The 17750-nt window shown below is 40.4% G+C and carries 24 protein-coding genes and 2 tRNA genes; 12 read left to right on the plus strand and 14 right to left on the minus strand.

Features of this window, described 5'->3' with window-relative positions:
- The 4 genes from D8845_RS10335 to D8845_RS10255 all read right to left on the minus strand — a co-directional run.
- Positions 1-246 (minus strand): hypothetical protein (locus tag D8845_RS10335; RefSeq protein ID WP_221762783.1); only part of this gene is annotated, 246 nt, incomplete at its 3' end.
- A gap of 11 nt (positions 247-257) precedes the next feature.
- Positions 258-722 (minus strand): stage II sporulation protein M, encoded by a 465-nt coding sequence (locus D8845_RS08665; RefSeq protein ID WP_084930270.1) that lies wholly within the window; start codon positions 720-722, stop codon positions 258-260.
- Between the two features lie 80 nt (positions 723-802).
- A complete protein-coding gene (locus D8845_RS08670) occupies positions 803-1084 on the minus strand; it encodes a class IIc cyclic bacteriocin (protein WP_084930271.1) in 282 nt (93 codons plus the stop codon).
- A 224-nt stretch (positions 1085-1308) separates the two neighbouring features.
- The gene (locus D8845_RS10255) at positions 1309-1482 is read right to left on the minus strand and encodes a PhrA family quorum-sensing system peptide (RefSeq protein ID WP_080998538.1); all 174 of its coding nucleotides are present in this window, start codon (positions 1480-1482) and stop codon (positions 1309-1311) included.
- A 190-nt stretch (positions 1483-1672) separates the two neighbouring features.
- Here D8845_RS10255 and D8845_RS08675 point away from each other — a divergent pair, with 190 nt between their 5' ends.
- Entirely contained in the window at positions 1673-2536 is an 864-nt protein-coding gene (locus D8845_RS08675) for a helix-turn-helix domain-containing protein (protein ID WP_084930272.1), read from the plus strand.
- Between the two features lie 333 nt (positions 2537-2869).
- Here D8845_RS08675 and D8845_RS08680 read toward each other — a convergent pair whose 3' ends face one another.
- Together D8845_RS08680 and D8845_RS08685 are read right to left on the minus strand one after the other, a co-directional pair.
- Positions 2870-3565 carry an LrgB family protein gene (locus D8845_RS08680; RefSeq protein ID WP_001288952.1) on the minus strand — a complete coding sequence of 232 codons (696 nt, stop codon included), beginning with the start codon at positions 3563-3565 and terminating at the stop codon, positions 2870-2872.
- Positions 3562-3936, minus strand: coding sequence for a CidA/LrgA family protein (locus D8845_RS08685; RefSeq protein ID WP_000781325.1), 375 nt, complete (start codon positions 3934-3936; stop codon positions 3562-3564). Before D8845_RS08685 ends, D8845_RS08680 begins: the two co-directional genes overlap by 4 nt.
- Before the next feature lie 281 nt (positions 3937-4217).
- On the opposite strand from D8845_RS08685, the gene D8845_RS08690 reads away from it, so the two are divergent.
- From D8845_RS08690 to queF, 7 genes are all read left to right on the plus strand, one after another.
- Complete coding sequence (locus D8845_RS08690) at positions 4218-4598, plus strand: MarR family winged helix-turn-helix transcriptional regulator (protein WP_000221632.1); 381 nt, start codon at positions 4218-4220, stop codon at positions 4596-4598.
- A gap of 99 nt (positions 4599-4697) precedes the next feature.
- On the plus strand, positions 4698-4919 hold the full coding sequence (locus D8845_RS08695; RefSeq protein ID WP_000570256.1) for a DUF4649 family protein: 222 nt from the start codon (positions 4698-4700) through the stop codon (positions 4917-4919).
- A gap of 15 nt (positions 4920-4934) precedes the next feature.
- A complete protein-coding gene (trxA, locus tag D8845_RS08700) occupies positions 4935-5249 on the plus strand; it encodes a thioredoxin (RefSeq protein WP_001029581.1) in 315 nt (104 codons plus the stop codon).
- A gap of 201 nt (positions 5250-5450) precedes the next feature.
- On the plus strand, positions 5451-6104 hold the full coding sequence (gene queC, locus D8845_RS08705; RefSeq protein ID WP_125453175.1) for a 7-cyano-7-deazaguanine synthase QueC: 654 nt from the start codon (positions 5451-5453) through the stop codon (positions 6102-6104).
- Positions 6104-6547: a 6-carboxytetrahydropterin synthase QueD gene (gene queD / locus D8845_RS08710; protein ID WP_000464575.1), complete on the plus strand. Its 444-nt coding sequence runs from the start codon at positions 6104-6106 to the stop codon at positions 6545-6547. The genes queC and queD overlap by 1 nt, the downstream gene beginning before the upstream one ends.
- Entirely contained in the window at positions 6540-7256 is a 717-nt protein-coding gene (gene queE, locus D8845_RS08715; protein WP_125453176.1) for a 7-carboxy-7-deazaguanine synthase QueE, read from the plus strand. The genes queD and queE overlap by 8 nt, the downstream gene beginning before the upstream one ends.
- 18 nt (positions 7257-7274) lie before the next feature.
- A complete protein-coding gene (gene queF / locus D8845_RS08720) occupies positions 7275-7766 on the plus strand; it encodes a preQ(1) synthase (RefSeq protein ID WP_000082588.1) in 492 nt (163 codons plus the stop codon).
- Between the two features lie 254 nt (positions 7767-8020).
- Here the strand turns inward: queF and D8845_RS08730 are convergent, their stop codons facing one another.
- From D8845_RS08730 to D8845_RS08765, 8 genes are all read right to left on the minus strand, one after another.
- Positions 8021-8689, minus strand: coding sequence for an MIP/aquaporin family protein (locus tag D8845_RS08730; RefSeq protein WP_125453177.1), 669 nt, complete (start codon positions 8687-8689; stop codon positions 8021-8023).
- Positions 8690-8800: 111 nt separating this feature from the next.
- Positions 8801-9592 carry a DUF2785 domain-containing protein gene (locus D8845_RS08735; RefSeq protein WP_125453178.1) on the minus strand — a complete coding sequence of 264 codons (792 nt, stop codon included), beginning with the start codon at positions 9590-9592 and terminating at the stop codon, positions 8801-8803.
- 61 nt (positions 9593-9653) lie between these two features.
- On the minus strand, positions 9654-10436 hold the full coding sequence (locus tag D8845_RS08740) for a deoxyribonuclease (RefSeq protein ID WP_125453179.1): 783 nt from the start codon (positions 10434-10436) through the stop codon (positions 9654-9656).
- A gap of 20 nt (positions 10437-10456) precedes the next feature.
- Positions 10457-12253, minus strand: a complete 1797-nt coding sequence (pepF, locus tag D8845_RS08745; protein WP_125453180.1) for an oligoendopeptidase F — start codon at positions 12251-12253, stop codon at positions 10457-10459.
- Positions 12254-12263: 10 nt separating this feature from the next.
- Positions 12264-13007, minus strand: a complete 744-nt coding sequence (locus tag D8845_RS08750; RefSeq protein ID WP_125453181.1) for a 16S rRNA (uracil(1498)-N(3))-methyltransferase — start codon at positions 13005-13007, stop codon at positions 12264-12266.
- 1 nt (position 13008) lies between these two features.
- Positions 13009-13959 (minus strand): 50S ribosomal protein L11 methyltransferase, encoded by a 951-nt coding sequence (prmA, locus tag D8845_RS08755; protein WP_125453212.1) that lies wholly within the window; start codon positions 13957-13959, stop codon positions 13009-13011.
- Positions 13960-14096: 137 nt separating this feature from the next.
- Positions 14097-14525 carry an NUDIX hydrolase gene (locus tag D8845_RS08760; RefSeq protein ID WP_125453182.1) on the minus strand — a complete coding sequence of 143 codons (429 nt, stop codon included), beginning with the start codon at positions 14523-14525 and terminating at the stop codon, positions 14097-14099.
- A gap of 9 nt (positions 14526-14534) precedes the next feature.
- Positions 14535-15005, minus strand: coding sequence for a DUF3013 family protein (locus D8845_RS08765; RefSeq protein WP_000257122.1), 471 nt, complete (start codon positions 15003-15005; stop codon positions 14535-14537).
- Between the two features lie 115 nt (positions 15006-15120).
- On the opposite strand from D8845_RS08765, the gene D8845_RS08770 reads away from it, so the two are divergent.
- The 4 genes from D8845_RS08770 (at position 15121) to D8845_RS08785 (ending at position 17734) form a co-directional block, all read left to right on the plus strand.
- Positions 15121-16392 (plus strand): replication-associated recombination protein A, encoded by a 1272-nt coding sequence (locus D8845_RS08770; RefSeq protein ID WP_001113194.1) that lies wholly within the window; start codon positions 15121-15123, stop codon positions 16390-16392.
- A gap of 264 nt (positions 16393-16656) precedes the next feature.
- Positions 16657-16729 (plus strand) — tRNA-Lys (locus tag D8845_RS08775).
- Between the two features lie 354 nt (positions 16730-17083).
- Entirely contained in the window at positions 17084-17599 is a 516-nt protein-coding gene (locus D8845_RS08780; protein ID WP_000672744.1) for a DUF308 domain-containing protein, read from the plus strand.
- Positions 17600-17661: 62 nt separating this feature from the next.
- A tRNA-Lys gene (locus tag D8845_RS08785) sits at positions 17662-17734 on the plus strand.
- Positions 17735-17750 lie beyond the last annotated feature (16 nt).

Below are 17750 nucleotides of genomic sequence, written 5' to 3' on the forward strand. Positions count from 1 at the left end.
ACTTACATTAATATCGCAAAATTTATTTAACAATTTACTGATTACATAATAATTTATATGGATATTTAATATAAAAACACCTATAGTTATTATTAGTGATATCACAATAAAAATGAACATGGTATAAACATTAAACTCAAACCGAAATTTATCTTGAAGTATATCTTTTGAAATCAAAATATATCTAACAACAAATATAAATACTGCAAATATACTCAATACAAATAATTTAATATTTTTTATCATATATTCACTCCTTACTCAATAAAATTAATCATTAAGGGTGTAATAAATGCTTCAATTCCTGCCCCAAGTATTAATAGCAAAAAGGATATCTTTAAACGTTTAATAAAATCCTGTTTATCGTAACATCCTTTTCGATGATTGATTATCGTATCAGACAGATAAATATAAGAAAAAACCTCAATAACACCATGTGGTATTACTAATAATAAATAGAACATATTTGGGAAAGAGGAAAGCAACGCTCCTAAAACAATACCATTAGTGATGAAAAAAATATATATAATCATATCCCCCAATAGATAAGCTGAAAGTAGCCATATACTTGCGACAGTATTTTTTAACAAGATTTGTATAAAATCATCAAAGCCGAAAACTACACTTGCATTTGTTATAAATTGCTTTTCAGATGAAAGAGAAAAACACAGCATAATTATAGCACTACAAAGATAGATTGAAAACATATACTTTTTGATCATTATTTGCCCTCATCAATTTCGTATAGAAAATTTTGAAAAATTGAGGAAGTTAGTGTCTTCCCCAATTTTTCAAAATATTATTATGCACTTGCAAGACCAAAAGCAGCCAAAACAGGACCTACCCAAGCAGGAAGTGTAACACCAGCAACAACTGCAAACGCCTCTACAATTGTCCCTCCCGAGGAAACAAATTCCACAATTTCTTGATACCATCCTGGTGCTAATTCGATTCCGAATTTTCCGCAAACCCAGTAGATATTACCTACAGCGACAATAGTTACTACAGATACTAACAAACTAAATAGAAATGCTTTCTCAATTTTATTAAGACCGAATTCTGATGCCATGATACTATTGTTCATTTTATTTACCTCCTTGTTAATAAACTCCGTTACAATAAATGATCATATTATCAAAATAATAAAATTACTAGCACATTGGAATCACTCCTTCTCTTAAAATTATATTAAACAAGATATTTTCAAGATGTACTTTATCTCTCTTTCTAGATATAAGACACATCTGTCATTACGCGAATTTTCTATCTGCAAAAAACATGAAAATCTTAATTATTAGCATAAACTTACTAATCTGCTTTGCCAACATCAAGACCTGTAGATTTATTTTGTACTTGAATCCTCACTTCGTGGAATTTACCATCTTGTATAACTTGTCGATATGGGAAAATAGCACTAACTGAAATTATGCCTAATAATAAAAATGATAACAATCTTTTAATTCCATAAACTTTCTTCATCATTTTGAATCCCCTTTCCTTTTTATAATCTAATTCTATCAAATTATATATGATTTGTCAATGATTTTATAACATTTTGTACTTTTTTTTTTTTTTTATTCTTATATAGCATATCTTGCTTTTAAAATTTGCTAATAAAGTCTAAAAGTCGTATACTATTAAGTAGTACAATTACTGAAAGGACATATTTTTTATGAATACACTCGCCGAAAAACTTAGGTTAAAGCGAAAGGAACTTGGTCTCTCCCAACAAACTCTTGCAGAAGGAATTTGTGAACAAAGCCAGATTAGTAAAATTGAGAGAGGGCATTTCATTCCCTCCGCAGACCTTTTGTTCAAACTCTCACAACGACTTGAAGTACCATTAGATTATTTTTTTAATGAACAAATTGAAATTAAATCTAACCTCTCTAATTTCAAGCAATTATCTGCTCGACTATTAGATGACAGAAATTATGACGATTTGGAATATATTTATAGAATAGAGATTGAGCGAAGCACCTTTCTAACACTAGAAGACCGAACTTACCTTGAATGGATTAAAGCTATTATTGACTTCTATCAATATGACAGTAAGTGTGAGGCAATTTCTTCATTGGAAAATATATTATTAAAAGTCTCTTCAAATACTCTGATTTATTTAAAGGCGTTGAATACTCTATCTAATTTCTATTCCTTAGTGGGTCGTGAACAAGAATATGAGGCAAACTACTCTCATTTGATGGAGTTATATCAGACAAAAAATTTTGAGCATCAGGAGTTTTTATTTGGTTACATCAGAGTTCGTTACAACTACGCTCACTACCTAGTATCAAAGGAAAAATATAACGAAGCCATCCAAGAAGCTCTTGAGACGATTGAACTCTGTAAACAAAGACAGACAAGCTACCAACTGGCTCCTCTACTTATTCTTGTAGGAAATGCTGGAGCCAAATTTCTAGACAAAGAACAAGTCAAAAATTATTATATAGAAGCAAGAGAGTTATGTAAGATTTATAACAATCCTTTAATGTTGATGAAGATAGAAAATTATTTGAAGGAATTAGATACTGTTTAATTTATCCTATCATTAGAATTCTTCTTAAACTTTGAATAACCCCTAAAGCTAATAACCAGCTTGATTCAAATTCACTTCATAAATTAGTGGTATTTTGAGGTTTTATTTTATCAAGTATGTTGGCAAATTTCTCTAATCTTCTAACTTCATTATAGAACTTTCGGTATCAAAAGAGGCTGGGACAAAAGTCTAACCTTAAATATAAAAAGCGAACAAAACGAGTTATCTGAAACTTAGAATTCTGTTTTGTTCGCTTTTTTATCTAATCTATCGATTTTAAAATTTTATAATAAAGAATTCCTAAAATCAAAATCTTTTTGTCCCAGCCTCTTTTTAACTCAATATCAAACTGGCTACAATGGGGCTGACAAAGACATAGAGAATACCGGTAACACCGATAGCCAAACCACCCATGGCTCCTGCTACAGAACCGTATCGAAAGGCTGTCCCCGTTCCAACTGCGTGGCCTGTTCCTCCAAGGGAAAGACCAACAGCTACTGGATCGTCAATTTTCAACCACTTCAAAAGGGTTGGGCCGATTACACTGGTTAAAATCCCAGTTGCCACTACTACCACCAAGGTCACAGTGGTCAGACCTTGCAATTTTTCTGTGATTCCCACTGCCATGGCGGTTGTCACTGACTTAGGAAAGAGAGAAATGGCTAGGAAAAAGTCCATGCCAAAAATCTTTGCCACAAGGGCTGTGAAAGAGGTATTGACCACTACCGCTAAGAGACTACCAAAGAGAATACTCCGAGCATGGTGCTTCATCAAATGAAAACTCTTATAAAGCGGAATCCCTAGAGCCACGGTCGATGGGACAATCAAGTTGTTCAGATAAACCCCACCTTGGTAGTAATCTTGGTAAGAAATACCCGTCACCTTTAGAAAGATGATAATGAAAACAGCTGACAAAAGCAAGGGCGTTGTCAAAGGATGGGGAAAACGTCTGTAAATCAGCATTCCTACTAGATAGGCTAATATAGATAGGGCAAGCCCAAACAGGGGATTGGAAACAAATTCACTCATTTGGCATCTCCTTTCTCATAATCTCCCTCAAACCGTCTCTTGATAAACTGAACTACCAAGGCTATGAGGATAATATTGATGACAGCCGCAAAAAAGACAATCAAAACAATGGGCAAGAGATAGGGAGCAATCACATCAAACTTCTCCATGATTCCCACTGCTGGCGGCAAAAAGAGAATGGTCATATTGGCCAGCAAGAAATTCCCCACCATGTTGACATGCCTGGTTCTCAGCCACTTGAATTGTAGGGCTAGAAAAAGAATAATCAAACCGATAATACTGCCTGGGATGGGCAAATGAAAGAAACTAGAGATCCCCTCTCCGATTAGAGAAATCACAAAGAGAATCATTAATTGAACATATAATTTCATCCTAAACTCCACGAAATAGACTTCTTGCATACCAGTTTACTCTTTTTTCAGAAAATTTCAAGGAAATACACAAGAGTCATTAAAAATTAGAGAGGAAAGGGGATACAGACAATTAAAGACTAGTGAAAACAGCGTAATTTAGGATAAAAGATGCCTGCGTCCTTCTTGCCAGCTCTTTTGAAAAGTAGTATAATTATTGCATGCGCAATCATCTTGTGATACAGAGACTGTCCGTGAATGGACTTTCTTCTATTTACAACTCTAAAAAGAAAGGAGATACTATGACCTATTTGGAAAAATGGTTTGACTTCAATCGGCGTCAGAAAGAAATTGAAAGTCTCTTGGAAGAGACTATTGCCCAGCAGAGCGAGCAAAGTCTAACCTTGAAAGAGTTCTACCTGCTCTACTATCTGGACTTGGCTCAAGAAAAATCTCTACGCCAGATTGACCTGCCAGATAAACTTCATCTGAGCCCTAGCGCTGTTTCTCGGATGGTGGCTCGCTTGGAAGCCAAAAATTGCGGTCTACTTAGTCGCAGGTGTTGTGATCAAGATAGACGCTCTAGCTTTATCTGCCTGACAAGTGATGGGCAAAAGACACTAGCCTCTCTACAGAAGGCTGTCGAAGAAAGCTTGGAAACTGGTTTGGATTTCTTGATTTAAGATGATTTTAGAAAAAAGTTGCGTGCGCAATCATTTTTCTTGACATTCTCTTTTACAAGGAGTAAAATAAAGTCATCATTAAACAAAGGAGTTTTTAAAATGATTGAAATTACCTATCTAGATGCCAGCAAGAACGAAAGAACTGTGACTTTCGAATCTTATGAAGACTTTGATCGTTCACAACAAGCTTGCCTTATCGGCGTCGCAGACTACTACCCTGTCCAAAAATTAACTTACAACGGTCATGATTTGGACTACCATGGGACTTACGGAGATGTCTTCTTCTATCTCATGAAACAAGATTTAAGCCAATATAACTAAAAAAGGAGAAATACAATGGCAAAAGCAATTACAGATGCAACATTTGAACAAGAAACAAAAGACGGTTTGGTCTTGGTAGACTTCTGGGCAACTTGGTGTGGTCCATGTCGTATGCAAGGTCCAATCTTGGACAAATTGTCTGAAGAACTTTCAGAAGATGTTTTGAAAATCGTTAAAATGGACGTGGATGAAAATCCAAACACAGCTCGTGCCTTTGGAATCATGTCTATCCCAACTCTTCTCTTCAAAAAAGACGGCCAAGTGGTAAAACAAGTTGCTGGTGTTCACACAGCAGAACAAATCAAGGCCATCGTTGCTGAATTGAGCTAATCACATTAGAGACCAAGTACTTTCTTTGGTCTCTTTTTTCTTGCCCTTTGCCATTTTTCAAAAAATATGCTAGACTGTAGGTAGAATATTACGATGTTTGGGACATGCCATCGCTAAAAAAAACCTCTACTTGGTATTTTTTAGCTCCCTCATGGGAGCTTTTTGCGTGCTCTGAACATTTCCCATTTTGGAAGGAGTACTATGAAACGTCAATCAGCCTTGGTCGTCTTTAGTGGCGGTCAAGATTCCACAACCTGCCTCTTCTGGGCCAAAGAACACTATGAAACAGTCGAAGCTGTCACCTTTGCCTATGGCCAACGCCATCATCTCGAAATTCAAGTTGCCCAAGAAATTGCTAAGGAACAAGGCATTCGTCATCATATCCTCGATATGTCTCTGCTGGGGCAAATCACTGAAAATGCTCTGACTTCAGATTTAGAAATTGAGAAAAAAGAAGGAGAAATCCCTAACACCTTCGTTGATGGTCGTAACCACCTCTTTCTATCCTTTGCGGCAGTTCTTGCCAAACAACGTGGCATTAAAGATATCGTGACAGGTGTCTGCGAAACAGACTTCTCAGGCTACCCCGATTGTCGAGATGTCTTTGTCAAATCCCTTAATGTGACACTCAACCTTGCCATGGATTACGACTTTGTTATCCAAACACCTCTCATGTGGCTGGACAAGGCTGAAACTTGGGAGTTAGCCGATCAACTCGGTGCCTTTGACTACGTTCGTGAAAAGACCTTGACCTGCTACAATGGGATTATCGGAAGTGGCTGTGGGGATTGCCCAGCCTGCCACCTACGTCAACATGGGTTAGATGTTTATCTCTCACAGAAAGGAGAGGCCTAATGTTTTTTGCACCCAAAGAAATCAAACAGGAAACTGGAGAATCTCTCGTTTACAATCCTCACAGAACCTTGGTATCAAAAGAATTTACCTTTGATGCTGCCCACCACCTCTTTCACTATGAGGGAAAATGCAAATCCCTTCATGGTCACACCTATCATCTGCAGATTGCTGTCAGTGGATTTTTAGATGAACGTGGCATGACCTACGATTTCGGAGATATCAAAGCCATCTACAAGAACTACTTAGAGCCCCACTTGGATCATCGCTATCTAAACGAAACTCTTCCCTATATGAACACGACTGCTGAAAATATGGTTTACTGGATTTTCCAAACTATGAGTCAAGAGTTGCCAGACGAACGTGGTCTCCGTTTGGAATACGTTCGCCTCTATGAGACTCCGACTGCCTTTGCGGAGTTTAGACGGGAGTGGTTAGATGACTAGGGAACGTGTCCTCAAACTACCAGTTCTAGAAATTTTTGGGCCAACCTTTCAAGGCGAAGGCCGTGCAATCGGGCAGAAAACCATGTTTGTCCGCACTGCTGGTTGCGACTACCACTGCGACTGGTGCGATTCTGCCTTTACCTGGGATGGCTCTGAAAAGCCAACTCGTATGACTGCTGACGAAGTCATTGCTGCCTTGGATAAATTGGGGAGCTACGACTATGTAACCCTATCTGGGGGAAATCCTGCTATCCTAGCAGCCAACATGGCTGAATTGGTCACCAAGCTCAAGGAACGCGGTGTCACCCTTGCTGTCGAGACTCAAGGCTCTCGCTGGCAAAATTGGTTGAAAGACATCGACCAGGTCACTCTGAGCCCCAAACCTCCTTCATCCAAGATGGAAGTCAACTTTGAGACCTTGGACTTTATCGTTGCCCAATTGGATCCAGACAAGGTCACCTTTAAAATCCCTGTCTTTGACGATGCAGATTTGGCCTTTGCCAGAGGCATACAAGAACGCTACCAACCAGATGTTCTCTTTTTATCAGCAGGAAATCCTGAGCCCAAGGCTACGGGTAATATTGTCCAAGACCAACTGGACCGCCTCAAAGAACTCTGGGAACGCGTCGCTACTGACGATAGCTGGGGCAATGTCCGCGTCCTTCCTCAACTCCATACCCTCCTCTACGATAATCAACGTGGTGTTTAAGATTAGAAAGAAAAAATCATGTCACAACAAGAAGAAATGAAAAACCTAAGCCTACTAGGCAACAAAGAAACCAACTACATTTTCGAGTATCAACCAGAAGTCCTGGAATCCTTTGACAATCGTCATGTGGAAAATGACTATTTCATTAAATTTAACTGTCCTGAATTTACCTCACTTTGCCCAATCACTGCTCAGCCAGACTTTGCAACTATCTATATTTCCTACATCCCTGACAAGCTCTGTGTTGAGTCAAAATCCCTCAAACTCTACCTCTTTAGCTACCGAAACCACGGAGATTTCCACGAAAACTGTATCAACACCATCGGGAAAGACTTGGTCAACTTGCTAGACCCTCGTTATTTAGAAGTCTGGGGAAAATTCACTCCGCGCGGTGGTATCTCAATTGACCCCTACTACAACTACGGTAAGCCTGGAACTAAGTATGAAGGCTTGGCAGAACAACGCCTCTTTCAACACGACCTTTATCCAGAGAAAGTTGACAACCGTTAATACTCTTCGAAAATCTCTTCAAACCGCGTCAGCTTCACCTTGCCGTATGTATAGTTACTGACTTCGTCAGTTCTATCCACAACCTCAAAACGGTGTTTTGAGCTGACTTCGTCAGTTCTATCTACAACCTCAAAGCAGTGCTTTGAGCAACCTACGGCTAGTTTCCTAGTTTGCTCTTTGATTTTTATTGAGTATAAACAGATACGAAAAAGCCCTGTTCCTCAAGATAAGGAGCAAGGCTTTTTGAGTTTCAATTATTCTTCAGTTCCAAGGAAGTTTTTAGCAACAAGTGCTGCAAGAACTCCACCAACGATTGGGGCAAGGATGAAAATCCATACTTGTTGAAGGGCTGCACCACCTACCAAGACAGCAGGTGCCAAGCTACGAGCTGGGTTTACTGAAAGACCAGTGATGTTCAATCCAACAAGAATCATCGCCATCAATGACAAACCGATTACCAAACCAGCAATCGCGCCATTTCCCTTGCTTTCTGATGTCACGGTCATGATAACCAAGACAAACAAGAAGGTTGCGATAACTTCAAACAAGAAACCTCCAAAGACAGTGACACCGTTTGCCAAGGCATTTTCACCAAGGCTAGCAGTTGACATACCAGAGTTAGCCAAGAGGAAGAATACAGAAGCAGATGCTAAGAAAGCTCCAACTACTTGTCCAAGGATGTAGTTTACAAGTTCTGAAGATGACAAACGTTTGTTCACAAACATAGCAATAGAAACAGCTGGGTTCAAGTGAGCACCTGAAACAGTTCCGATTGAGTAAGCTGCAACTACGATTGCCAAACCAAAGGCAAAGGCAATCCCTAGGTGTCCAAGACCATCAAGACCATTTCCAAAAACAACAGCTCCTGTCCCGACGAACACAAGCATGAACGTACCGATTAACTCAGCGACAAATTTTTTCATTTTCTTTCTCCTTTTTTCAAAAACTAGATACTAGTCTATCAAAAGTAGGAAAGGGTTTCAAGAAAATTGTTTGGAAATTTTCTTGAAAATCATATAACTATTAGCTAATCTCTAGTATTGAAAAGACTGGATAGCGTCTTTCAAGTCATCTTGTAAACTATTTCTCTGGTCAAGTTGAACATAGACTTCCAACAGACAGGACTTAAAGTTTGAAAATTTGTAAAAATCCTCCCTTTCTTCTATCGGAAAATCAACAGCTTTTATCCAAGAAGCTACTTGCTCTTGCTCCAACTTCCCTTGTAAAATAGGTTCATAGATCACTCTTGCTAAACGCCAATCCTCATCATCTGTAAAGCGAATCGAAACTCTTTTAAATAGTTGGCCAAGTATATCAAATACTTCATGAACTCTGTTTTTAGGAAAGTCTGGATGACAAACTACCTCTGTCAGTAAATCGGCTCCATGTGCAAAAGCATGAACCCAACCATACTGACTTGAAAAACCCGTTGTATCCTTTTCTTTTGAAAGATAGTGCAAGCCTTGATTTAAAAGGACATTACGAATTTCTACTTTTAATCTCTGATAGAAAATCGATTGCTGGTTGGCATCAGCAGACAAGAGATTTGCATAAATAAGCGCCCTAAAAGAACGTTCAAGTGTTGACAAGCCTACCTTATCAATCTCTTTATCTAACCCTCCATCAGATGAAATCCCTTCAGCAATGAAATGAAATTGTTCCTGTGTAAATAGCTCTTCCTGAATCCCTCTAGCAAAGCTTGTAAAAACAAGGTCATCGCGAATTTCTGGAGAAGAATCTCCCAAATGATCAAGCAACCACTGGATTTCTTCCTCATGATAACTTGGTTTTTCTTCTGCTATTTTTCTAAGTAACTCTTGATACATGGTCAATACCTCTACATTTCTAGTAACTTATCAAAAAGCCAGCCCAAGATAACTTTCTATCTTATTCTTTTTTAGATAGACGTTTTCCTGCTGCAATTGCATCAGCCTCTGTCATCTCGACAACGTTGGCTTTATTAGTATTTGACGGCATACTATCCTTGTTATACCAATATACTTTCGCTTGCCCATTCTTAGCGACGTAAACAATTCTATCTTGCTGTTGGGCTTTAGTTTCAGCTTCACGTGCAATTCTTCTCTCTTCTTCTTTTTGAGAAATTAAAGACTCAACTGCACCTATCCTATCAAGCAATTCTGCCTTTTTATCATTATTTTCAATCTGATTAACTGTTTCTTTAGCAGACTTCACTTGACTTGCATCTTGACTTTCTTCCAATTGTTTGACTAAGGTTTCACCTTTTTCTTGCAACTCATTTACAGCTTTTTCTTTGGCAATTCTCTCTTCTTCTGCTTTTTCTTTAGCTTTTTTCTCTTCATCAACTCGTTTTGCCTCTTCTGTAGTAGATGAAGCATCGGTTGTTGACTCTACTTTAGCAGTGGATGCCGCAGTTTGCTTAGTTTCTGATTGAGAAGATGAAATTTTCTTTGTGACTGTCGGAGTTTGAAGAGAAACTACAATAAAACTAACAACAAAAAGTCCTATCATTAAATTTCTTTTTCGAATATCTGGTACTTTCTTTACAAAATACCAAATACCAACTCCGCTCAAAACAAGATAGAGAGTAGGAAGAGCAATCAATAAAATGATTCCCAACAAGACTAGGCCTATTTTTATAAAACGTATTCTTTGTGAATCCTGCTCCAGCCATTTTTTAATTCTGTTCATATCCTTATCCTAAATTCCCCCTACTCTCCCAACTGAGCACTATAGGCGATGATCTGATCAACTGTGTCAGACAAGAATTGGATTGTATCACGGAGTGGTTTGTCTGTTGAAATATCGGCTCCGATAATCATGGCTGACTCAAGTGGTGTCTTGCTACCACCTGATTTGAGGAGATTGAGCCAGTCTTCAGCTCCATTCTCAGAGTTTTTAAGATGGAGGTAACCAGCTGTCGAGATAACTAGTCCTGCTGAGTAAGTGTAACTATACAAGCCCATGTAGTAGTGAGCTTGGCGCATCCAAGTCAAAGCTGCATCATCGTCAATTTCAATGGCATCTCCCCAGAAATCCGTCAAGACTTCCTTCATAATACTGTTGAGTTTGCTTGCTCCAAAGGTCTCCCCTTCTTCAATCAATGTATACACCTTACGCTGGAAGGCTGCTTCCAAGAGGTGGGTAATAAAGTTATGGAAGTAGGTGTCTGTCAAGCGGTGAGCCAGAGCGAAGCGTTTTTGACGTGGATCGTCAGATTGGTGCTCCAAGTAGTCACTGAGGAGCAATTCATTGAAAGTTGACGGCGCTTCAACATAGTAGGTCGACATGTGGGCATTAAAGTAGCTTTGATGATTATCTGAAAAGATGAATTGACCAGAATGCCCGATTTCATGAATCAAGGTATATACATCGCTCAAACGGCCTGTCCAGCTCATGAGAACATAAGGATGCACGCGATATGGGTCCGCTGCATAGCCACCAGAATCCTTGCCACTATTGGCAGCAAAGTCCACCCAGTGCTCTTCTTGATAGCGAGCAACTTCCTGACAATATTCTTGCCCCAAAGGTTCTATCGACTTCATGACCAAATCATAAGCATCGTCAATAGTCACTTCAGGATTCAAGGCGCTGTCCAAGTCCAATTTCCAGTCTGCAAAGGTCATCTTTTCAAGACCATTGACCTTGGCAACATGCTTGAGGTATCTCTGAGCGACTGGCGAAAATTCCTGCATAATGAGGTCAATCTGGCGATCAAACATGGCACGGTCCACTTCTTGCTCAGCCAAAAGATAATCAAAGACAGAGTCGTAACCCTTCATATCTGCCAATAATTTTTCAGACTTGACTTGGGCTAAATAGGCTGCCGCAGCTGTATTTTGGTGCTTACGAAGACCTTCTGAGAAGGAACGGAAAGATTTTTCACGAACCTCAGCATCCTCATGATTTTGGTAGAAATTTTCATAGGTCACAAAGCTGTTTTTGTAGGTCTTGCCATGGGCTTCAAAGTCAGCCATTTCAAAATCCCCAGCACGCATCTTAGTATAAATATCCTGCGGACTGTAGAAAACTTCACCGAGATTGGTCAAGGCCTTCTCCACATCAGCCCCTAGATAGTGGGCTTTTTTGATTTTGGCCTGACGAATGGCCGCCGTCAAATGAGGCAATTTACCCAAACGGTCCAAGACTTCCTCATCAGCTTCCACCAAGGCATCGTCAAAGAAGGTCAAGGCTACGCTGGCGTCTGTTTCAAATTCCATCCCAGCTTGGGCGATATTAGCAAAATCCTCATTGCTATAGTCTGTCGTCTGCGGCATAAAGCCATAGTTGCCAATATGGCTCATCTGAATGTAGATTTGTTCCAATTCCGCAAAGGCCTTCTCGAAATCGTCAAAAGTGTGAAGATTGCCATTGTAGTCACGGCTAAACTGATTGATGTCTTCACGAGCCTTCTCGATTGCACGCAAGAAATCCTCACGGTCTTGGTATAGGGCTGTTAAATCCCAAAGTTCCTTCTCTGGAAATTCTGAACGGTGTTTTTGTTCCATTTTCTTCCTCTTATTTCTCTAATTCTAATAAAACACTAAGGGCTGATAAAGCATAAAGCGGCGCTGTTTCTGCTCGCAAGATACGAGGACCAAGTCCTGCCAAGACGGCTCCCTTAGGTTCAAAACTCTCAATTTCTGCAGGTGAGAGCCCGCCTTCTGGTCCAAAGATAAAGAGCAGTTTAGCTCCTGTTTCAAGACCAGAGACCGCTTGTAAAAGCGCAGCAGCTTCTCCTTCTTTTGCTGATTCTTCATAGGCTACTATGATAGAGTCAAACTGGTCAAACTGAGCTAGAAAATCTGCTTTCTTTTCAAAAAGCTGGATACTTGGGACACGATTTCGCTTGCTTTGTTCTGCTGCTCCGAGAGCGATTTTTTCTAGTTTTTCAACCTTTTTACCCAATTTCTTGCCATCCCATTTGGCGACCGACCAATCGGCAGGAAAGGCCCAAATCTGACTGGCACCTAGTTCTGTTACTTTCTGAGTAATAAATTCCAGCTTGTCCCCCTTGGGAAAACCGGATGCAATGGTCACTTGGACTGGCAGTTCCACATTGTCAACTAACTCTTCAACCAACTTAAACTGACGATTTTCAACATCCAAGACGCGCGCCAAGCGCTTAATTCCATCATCAAAGACCAAAGTAACCTCATCATCTTCTTTCAAGCGCATAACCTGAAACATATGCTTGCTGGTTTCCTTGTCCTCGATGGTGACAGGAGAGATAGCACTGCCTTTGACAAAATACTGTTGCATGCTAGCCTCCAATCACACCGGAAATATCCTTGGTTTTCTTAAAGACACAGGCATTCCATTCCCCTTGAACCATGTGAGTTTCGAGGAAAAATCCAGCTGACTCAGCCGACTCGCGCACCATATCCCACTTGTCCTTAATAATTCCACTCATGATGAGGTAGCCTTCGTCCTTAACCAAACGATAGGCATCGTCTGTCAGATGAATGAGGATATCCGCCAAGATATTAGCCACAATCACATCTGCCTCAATCTCAACACCCTTAAGCAAGTCTCCTGCTGCTACATGGATGTTTTCCATACCAGGGTTGAGTTCAATATTTTCCTGAGCTACACGAACTGCCACATCATCTAGGTCATAGGCGAAAATTTCCTTAGCACCAAGTAGCGAGCTAGCAATGGAGAGGACACCTGATCCAGTACCCACATCCAGCACCGTTTCGCCACCACGAAGAACCTGTTCCAAAGCAAAAAGGCTCATCTTGGTAGTTGGGTGGGTTCCTGTCCCGAAGGCCATACCAGGATCCAGCTTGATAATCTTTTCCCCAGCAGTCGCCTCATAGTCTGTCCAAGAGGGAACAATGGTCAAATCATGAGTGATACGAGCTGGTTCATAATATTTCTTCCAGTTGTCTGCCCAGTCTTCCTCAGCCAAGGCAGTCGTCCCCATCTTGACCTCACCCAAATCCATAAAATCTGTCAATTCTGCTAGGCGAGCCTGCAAGTCTGCCTCAACCACTGCCACATCAACCGTATCAGGATAGTAGGCTGTCACTACGATTTCTTCTTGCTGCTCGACCTCTGGGAAAATTTCACCGAAGCGGTCGACATTTCCCACATAGTCCATGCTATCTTCAATTGCTACCCCTTGGGCACCTAACTCAATCAAGAGGTTGGAAACCAACTCCTCTCCCTCACGCTTCACTGTAACTTTTAACTCTTGCCATGTTTCCATCATTAAGATACCAAGCCCGTAAAACACAAAGCCAAAATAGGAAACTCTCTGAAGACGTTTGTATCTAAGAGAAGTTTATCTTTTTGGTACCGTGTTTAGGGCGGGTTCAGTTTAGAAATTTAACTGAACCATCCTTTCTAATCACTTACTTTTAAATAATCCCTCAATCTCCCCTGGAGCTGAGGCACAGCTTGTTTAGACTTCAAAAACTCCTCAATAGGCATCAGTTTATAGGCCTGTCCTTCATCCCCAAAGGTAATATTATCAAATTGTTCTTGTCTTAGCTGACCAACCATAAAGACCGATTGCTTGCCTTCAAAGATTACGCTAGGATAAATTTTGCCCCAAAGCAAACAATCTTCATTTAAATGAATTCCCAGTTCCTCATAAACTTCACGCGCTACGCACTCGAAAGGGCTTTCGTCCCCTTCACGACCACCACCTGGCAACTCCCACATGTTGGGACAAGGAATATCGTCCTTGTCATCACGTAAGATAGTCAAGACCTTATCCCCACAAATCAAGGCAATCTTAGATCCTGTAAAATCAGAAATTTCTATTTCCATGTCAAACTCCTAGTATCTCGGATAAGGATAAAACTCTCCCTCTTCCAAGCCAACTTTTCCTTCTTCAAATACTTCTTGATTCCATTCCATGACAAATTCCTCTGCTTCTGGGTCTTCCAAAAAGTCCATAAGGGCATCTAGTCCAACCTCTGCAGTATCTTTAAGAAATAGTGCAAAATAAGCTAAAAATTCGCGAGAAAAGCCTTTTTTAGGCAAGTAAGGTATGACAGTCAAATAGTCTTCCTCATTGACGGTTGATTTGGCAGGATTGTAAAAAAGCACTGCTTCTTCAAAGAGAATATCATCCGATGAAACTTCTCCGTCCTCATCCACCATCTCCACGCCTGCAGCGTTTTGCGCTTCCAATAGAAAACTCACTTCTACCGCGTGATTGCGCTTGTCCCAACTAATCTCAAAGTCAAAGGGAAAGTTCTTCTCCAACTCTTCCTCTAAAACATCTAAAAATCCGTATGTTGCCATTTTGACCTCTTTCTATGCGACTCTTTAATCGCCCCGATTACTCGGAAATATGCTAAAATAGATACTACCATCTTACCACATATGTATCAGAAAATCCACGTTAGAAAGGACTGCTATGCCAGACAATCTCGCGCTTCGCATGCGCCCTAAAACCATCGACCAGGTCATCGGTCAGGAACATCTGGTCGGACCTGGAAAAATCATCCGCCGCATGGTGGAAGCCAACCGTCTGTCCTCCATGATTCTCTACGGACCTCCAGGAATCGGCAAGACCAGTATTGCCTCAGCCATCGCTGGGACTACTAAGTATGCCTTTCGAACTTTCAATGCGACAGTTGATAGTAAAAAGCGACTGCAAGAAATTGCTGAAGAGGCTAAATTCTCTGGTGGTCTCGTCCTATTACTAGACGAGATTCATAGACTAGATAAAACCAAGCAAGACTTCCTCTTACCTCTCTTGGAAAGTGGTCTGGTCATCATGATTGGCGCTACGACTGAAAATCCTTTCTTCTCTGTCACTCCTGCCATTCGTAGCCGTGTTCAAATTTTTGAGTTGGAACCTCTGTCTAACCAAGACGTCAAGGAGGCCCTGCAGATAGCTCTAAGTAACCCTGAGCGTGGTTTTGATTTTCCAGTAGAACTAGATGAAGATGCGCTGGATTTTATTGCTACCTCTACAAACGGAGACCTTCGCTCTGCCTTCAACTCACTGGATTTGGCAGCTCTCTCTACCCCTGAGAATGATAAGGGCATCCGCCACATCACCCTCGACATCATGGAAAATAGCCTGCAGCAGAGCTACATCACTATGGATAAGGATGGAGATGGCCACTATGATGTTCTCTCAGCCCTGCAAAAGTCTATCCGTGGCTCAGATGTGGATGCCAGTCTCCACTATGCTGCCCGCTTGATTGAGGCTGGTGATTTGCCAAGTCTCGCTCGTCGCTTGACTGTTATCGCTTATGAAGATATCGGCTTAGCCAATCCTGAAGCTCAGATTCACACCGTGACTGCTCTGGATGCTGCCCAAAAGATTGGGTTCCCAGAAGCCCGCATTCTCATTGCCAATGTCGTCATTGATTTGGCCCTTTCTCCAAAATCCAACTCAGCCTATGTAGCTATGAATAAGGCTCTTGCCGACCTCAAAACATCAGGGCACTTGCCTATTCCGCGACACCTGCGTGATGGGCACTACAGTGGAAGCAAGGAACTGGGGAATGCCCAAGACTATCTCTATCCACACAACTATCCTGGAAATTGGGTCAAGCAAGACTATCTACCAGAAAAAATTCGTAATCATCACTATTTCCAAGCAGAAGATACTGGTAAATATGAACGGGCTTTGGCTCAAAGAAAGGAAGCTATCGACCGTTTGCGAAAAATCTGAAATCCTTTTCAAAAAATTGCACTTTCCTCTTGATTTTTTTTGAAAAAGTGGTATTATATAAACATAGAAACGCTGTGGTGTACGACTTCACACTTAAGTGTTGACCGACTATTTTTTGTATTATTAGGGAAACAAAAGTCTTCTAACAGCATGTAGGCCGTCTCACACGGAAACAGCTTCAGTTAGAGCGAGTTGCCCACCTGCTTAATTGCGCGGGTTCAATACAAACCGTGAAGTTTCGGCACCAATACAGCTTTTTTCTTTGCCTCCTTAGCTCAGCTGGCAGAGCAGCGGACTCTTAATCCGTGGGTCACAGGTTCGATCCCTGTAGGGGGCATCTAAATACAACAGGAAAAAGCCTTGTAAATCAAGGCTTTTTTTGCTTGTCTATAACTGATTTACCCCATCATTTGTCCCACATTTTAAATCTATCTTTTCTTTTTGAATCAAATTACATCTATACAAATAGTGTAAAGCCAGTTACTTTTGCTTTGATGCCATACAATATTTTCATGTAGAGAAGACAAATTTTATCTTCTCTTTTTATTTTCAAAATAATAAAAACTGATTTTCTTTTCATAAATCAGACTGAAACTTCCAAATTTTCCATTTTGTTTATTGATATTTCCTCTAAAAAGGTGTATAATATTTTTATTATCAAACTATACTATACTATATAGGGGGTATTGAAATGAAATTTTCTAATCGTTTATCGCTATTCCTTGCAGGAGTTGTTTTTGTCCTTTTAGGACTTTTCCTATTTACAAACCCAGTAGCTAATCTTGTTGCTTACAGCTGGTGGATTGCATTTGGTTTACTGGTTTCTTCTATAGCAGCTATTTTAGGCTATTTCTCTGTACCAAAAGAGCTTCGCTCACCAGCTCATCTTTTCCAAGGGATTGTTAATCTTCTCTTAGCTCTTTACCTCGTTGCCTATGGCTTTGTGACGCTGCCAGTTGTCATTCCAACTATTTTAGGAATTTGGTTAATTGTAGAAGCCATTATAGTTTTCTTTAAAGGCAATCGTCTGGGATTGATTTTCCCTATTATTGGCAACCATATCATGTGGATAGCGTTGCTTGCATTTTTACTAGGTCTAGTGATTTTGTTCAATCCAGTAGCTACAAGTGTCTTTGTCGTTTATGTCGTTGCCTTTGCATTTTTAATTGTTGGTTTCACCTATATCCTTGATGCCTTTCGTAAATAATCTAGCTGCCATTTTGGGCATATTAAAATAGCTGGGAAGTTACATTCTCAGCTTTTTCTGTTGCCTCCTTAGCTCAGTTGGTAGAGCAGTAGACTCTTAAGCTATGGGGCGCAGGTTCGAGCCCTGCAGGGGGCACATCTAAATCAACAGA

The sequence above is a fragment of the Streptococcus mitis genome, assembly GCF_003942865.1.
GTDB classification, from domain to species: Bacteria; Bacillota; Bacilli; order Lactobacillales; family Streptococcaceae; genus Streptococcus; species Streptococcus mitis_BI.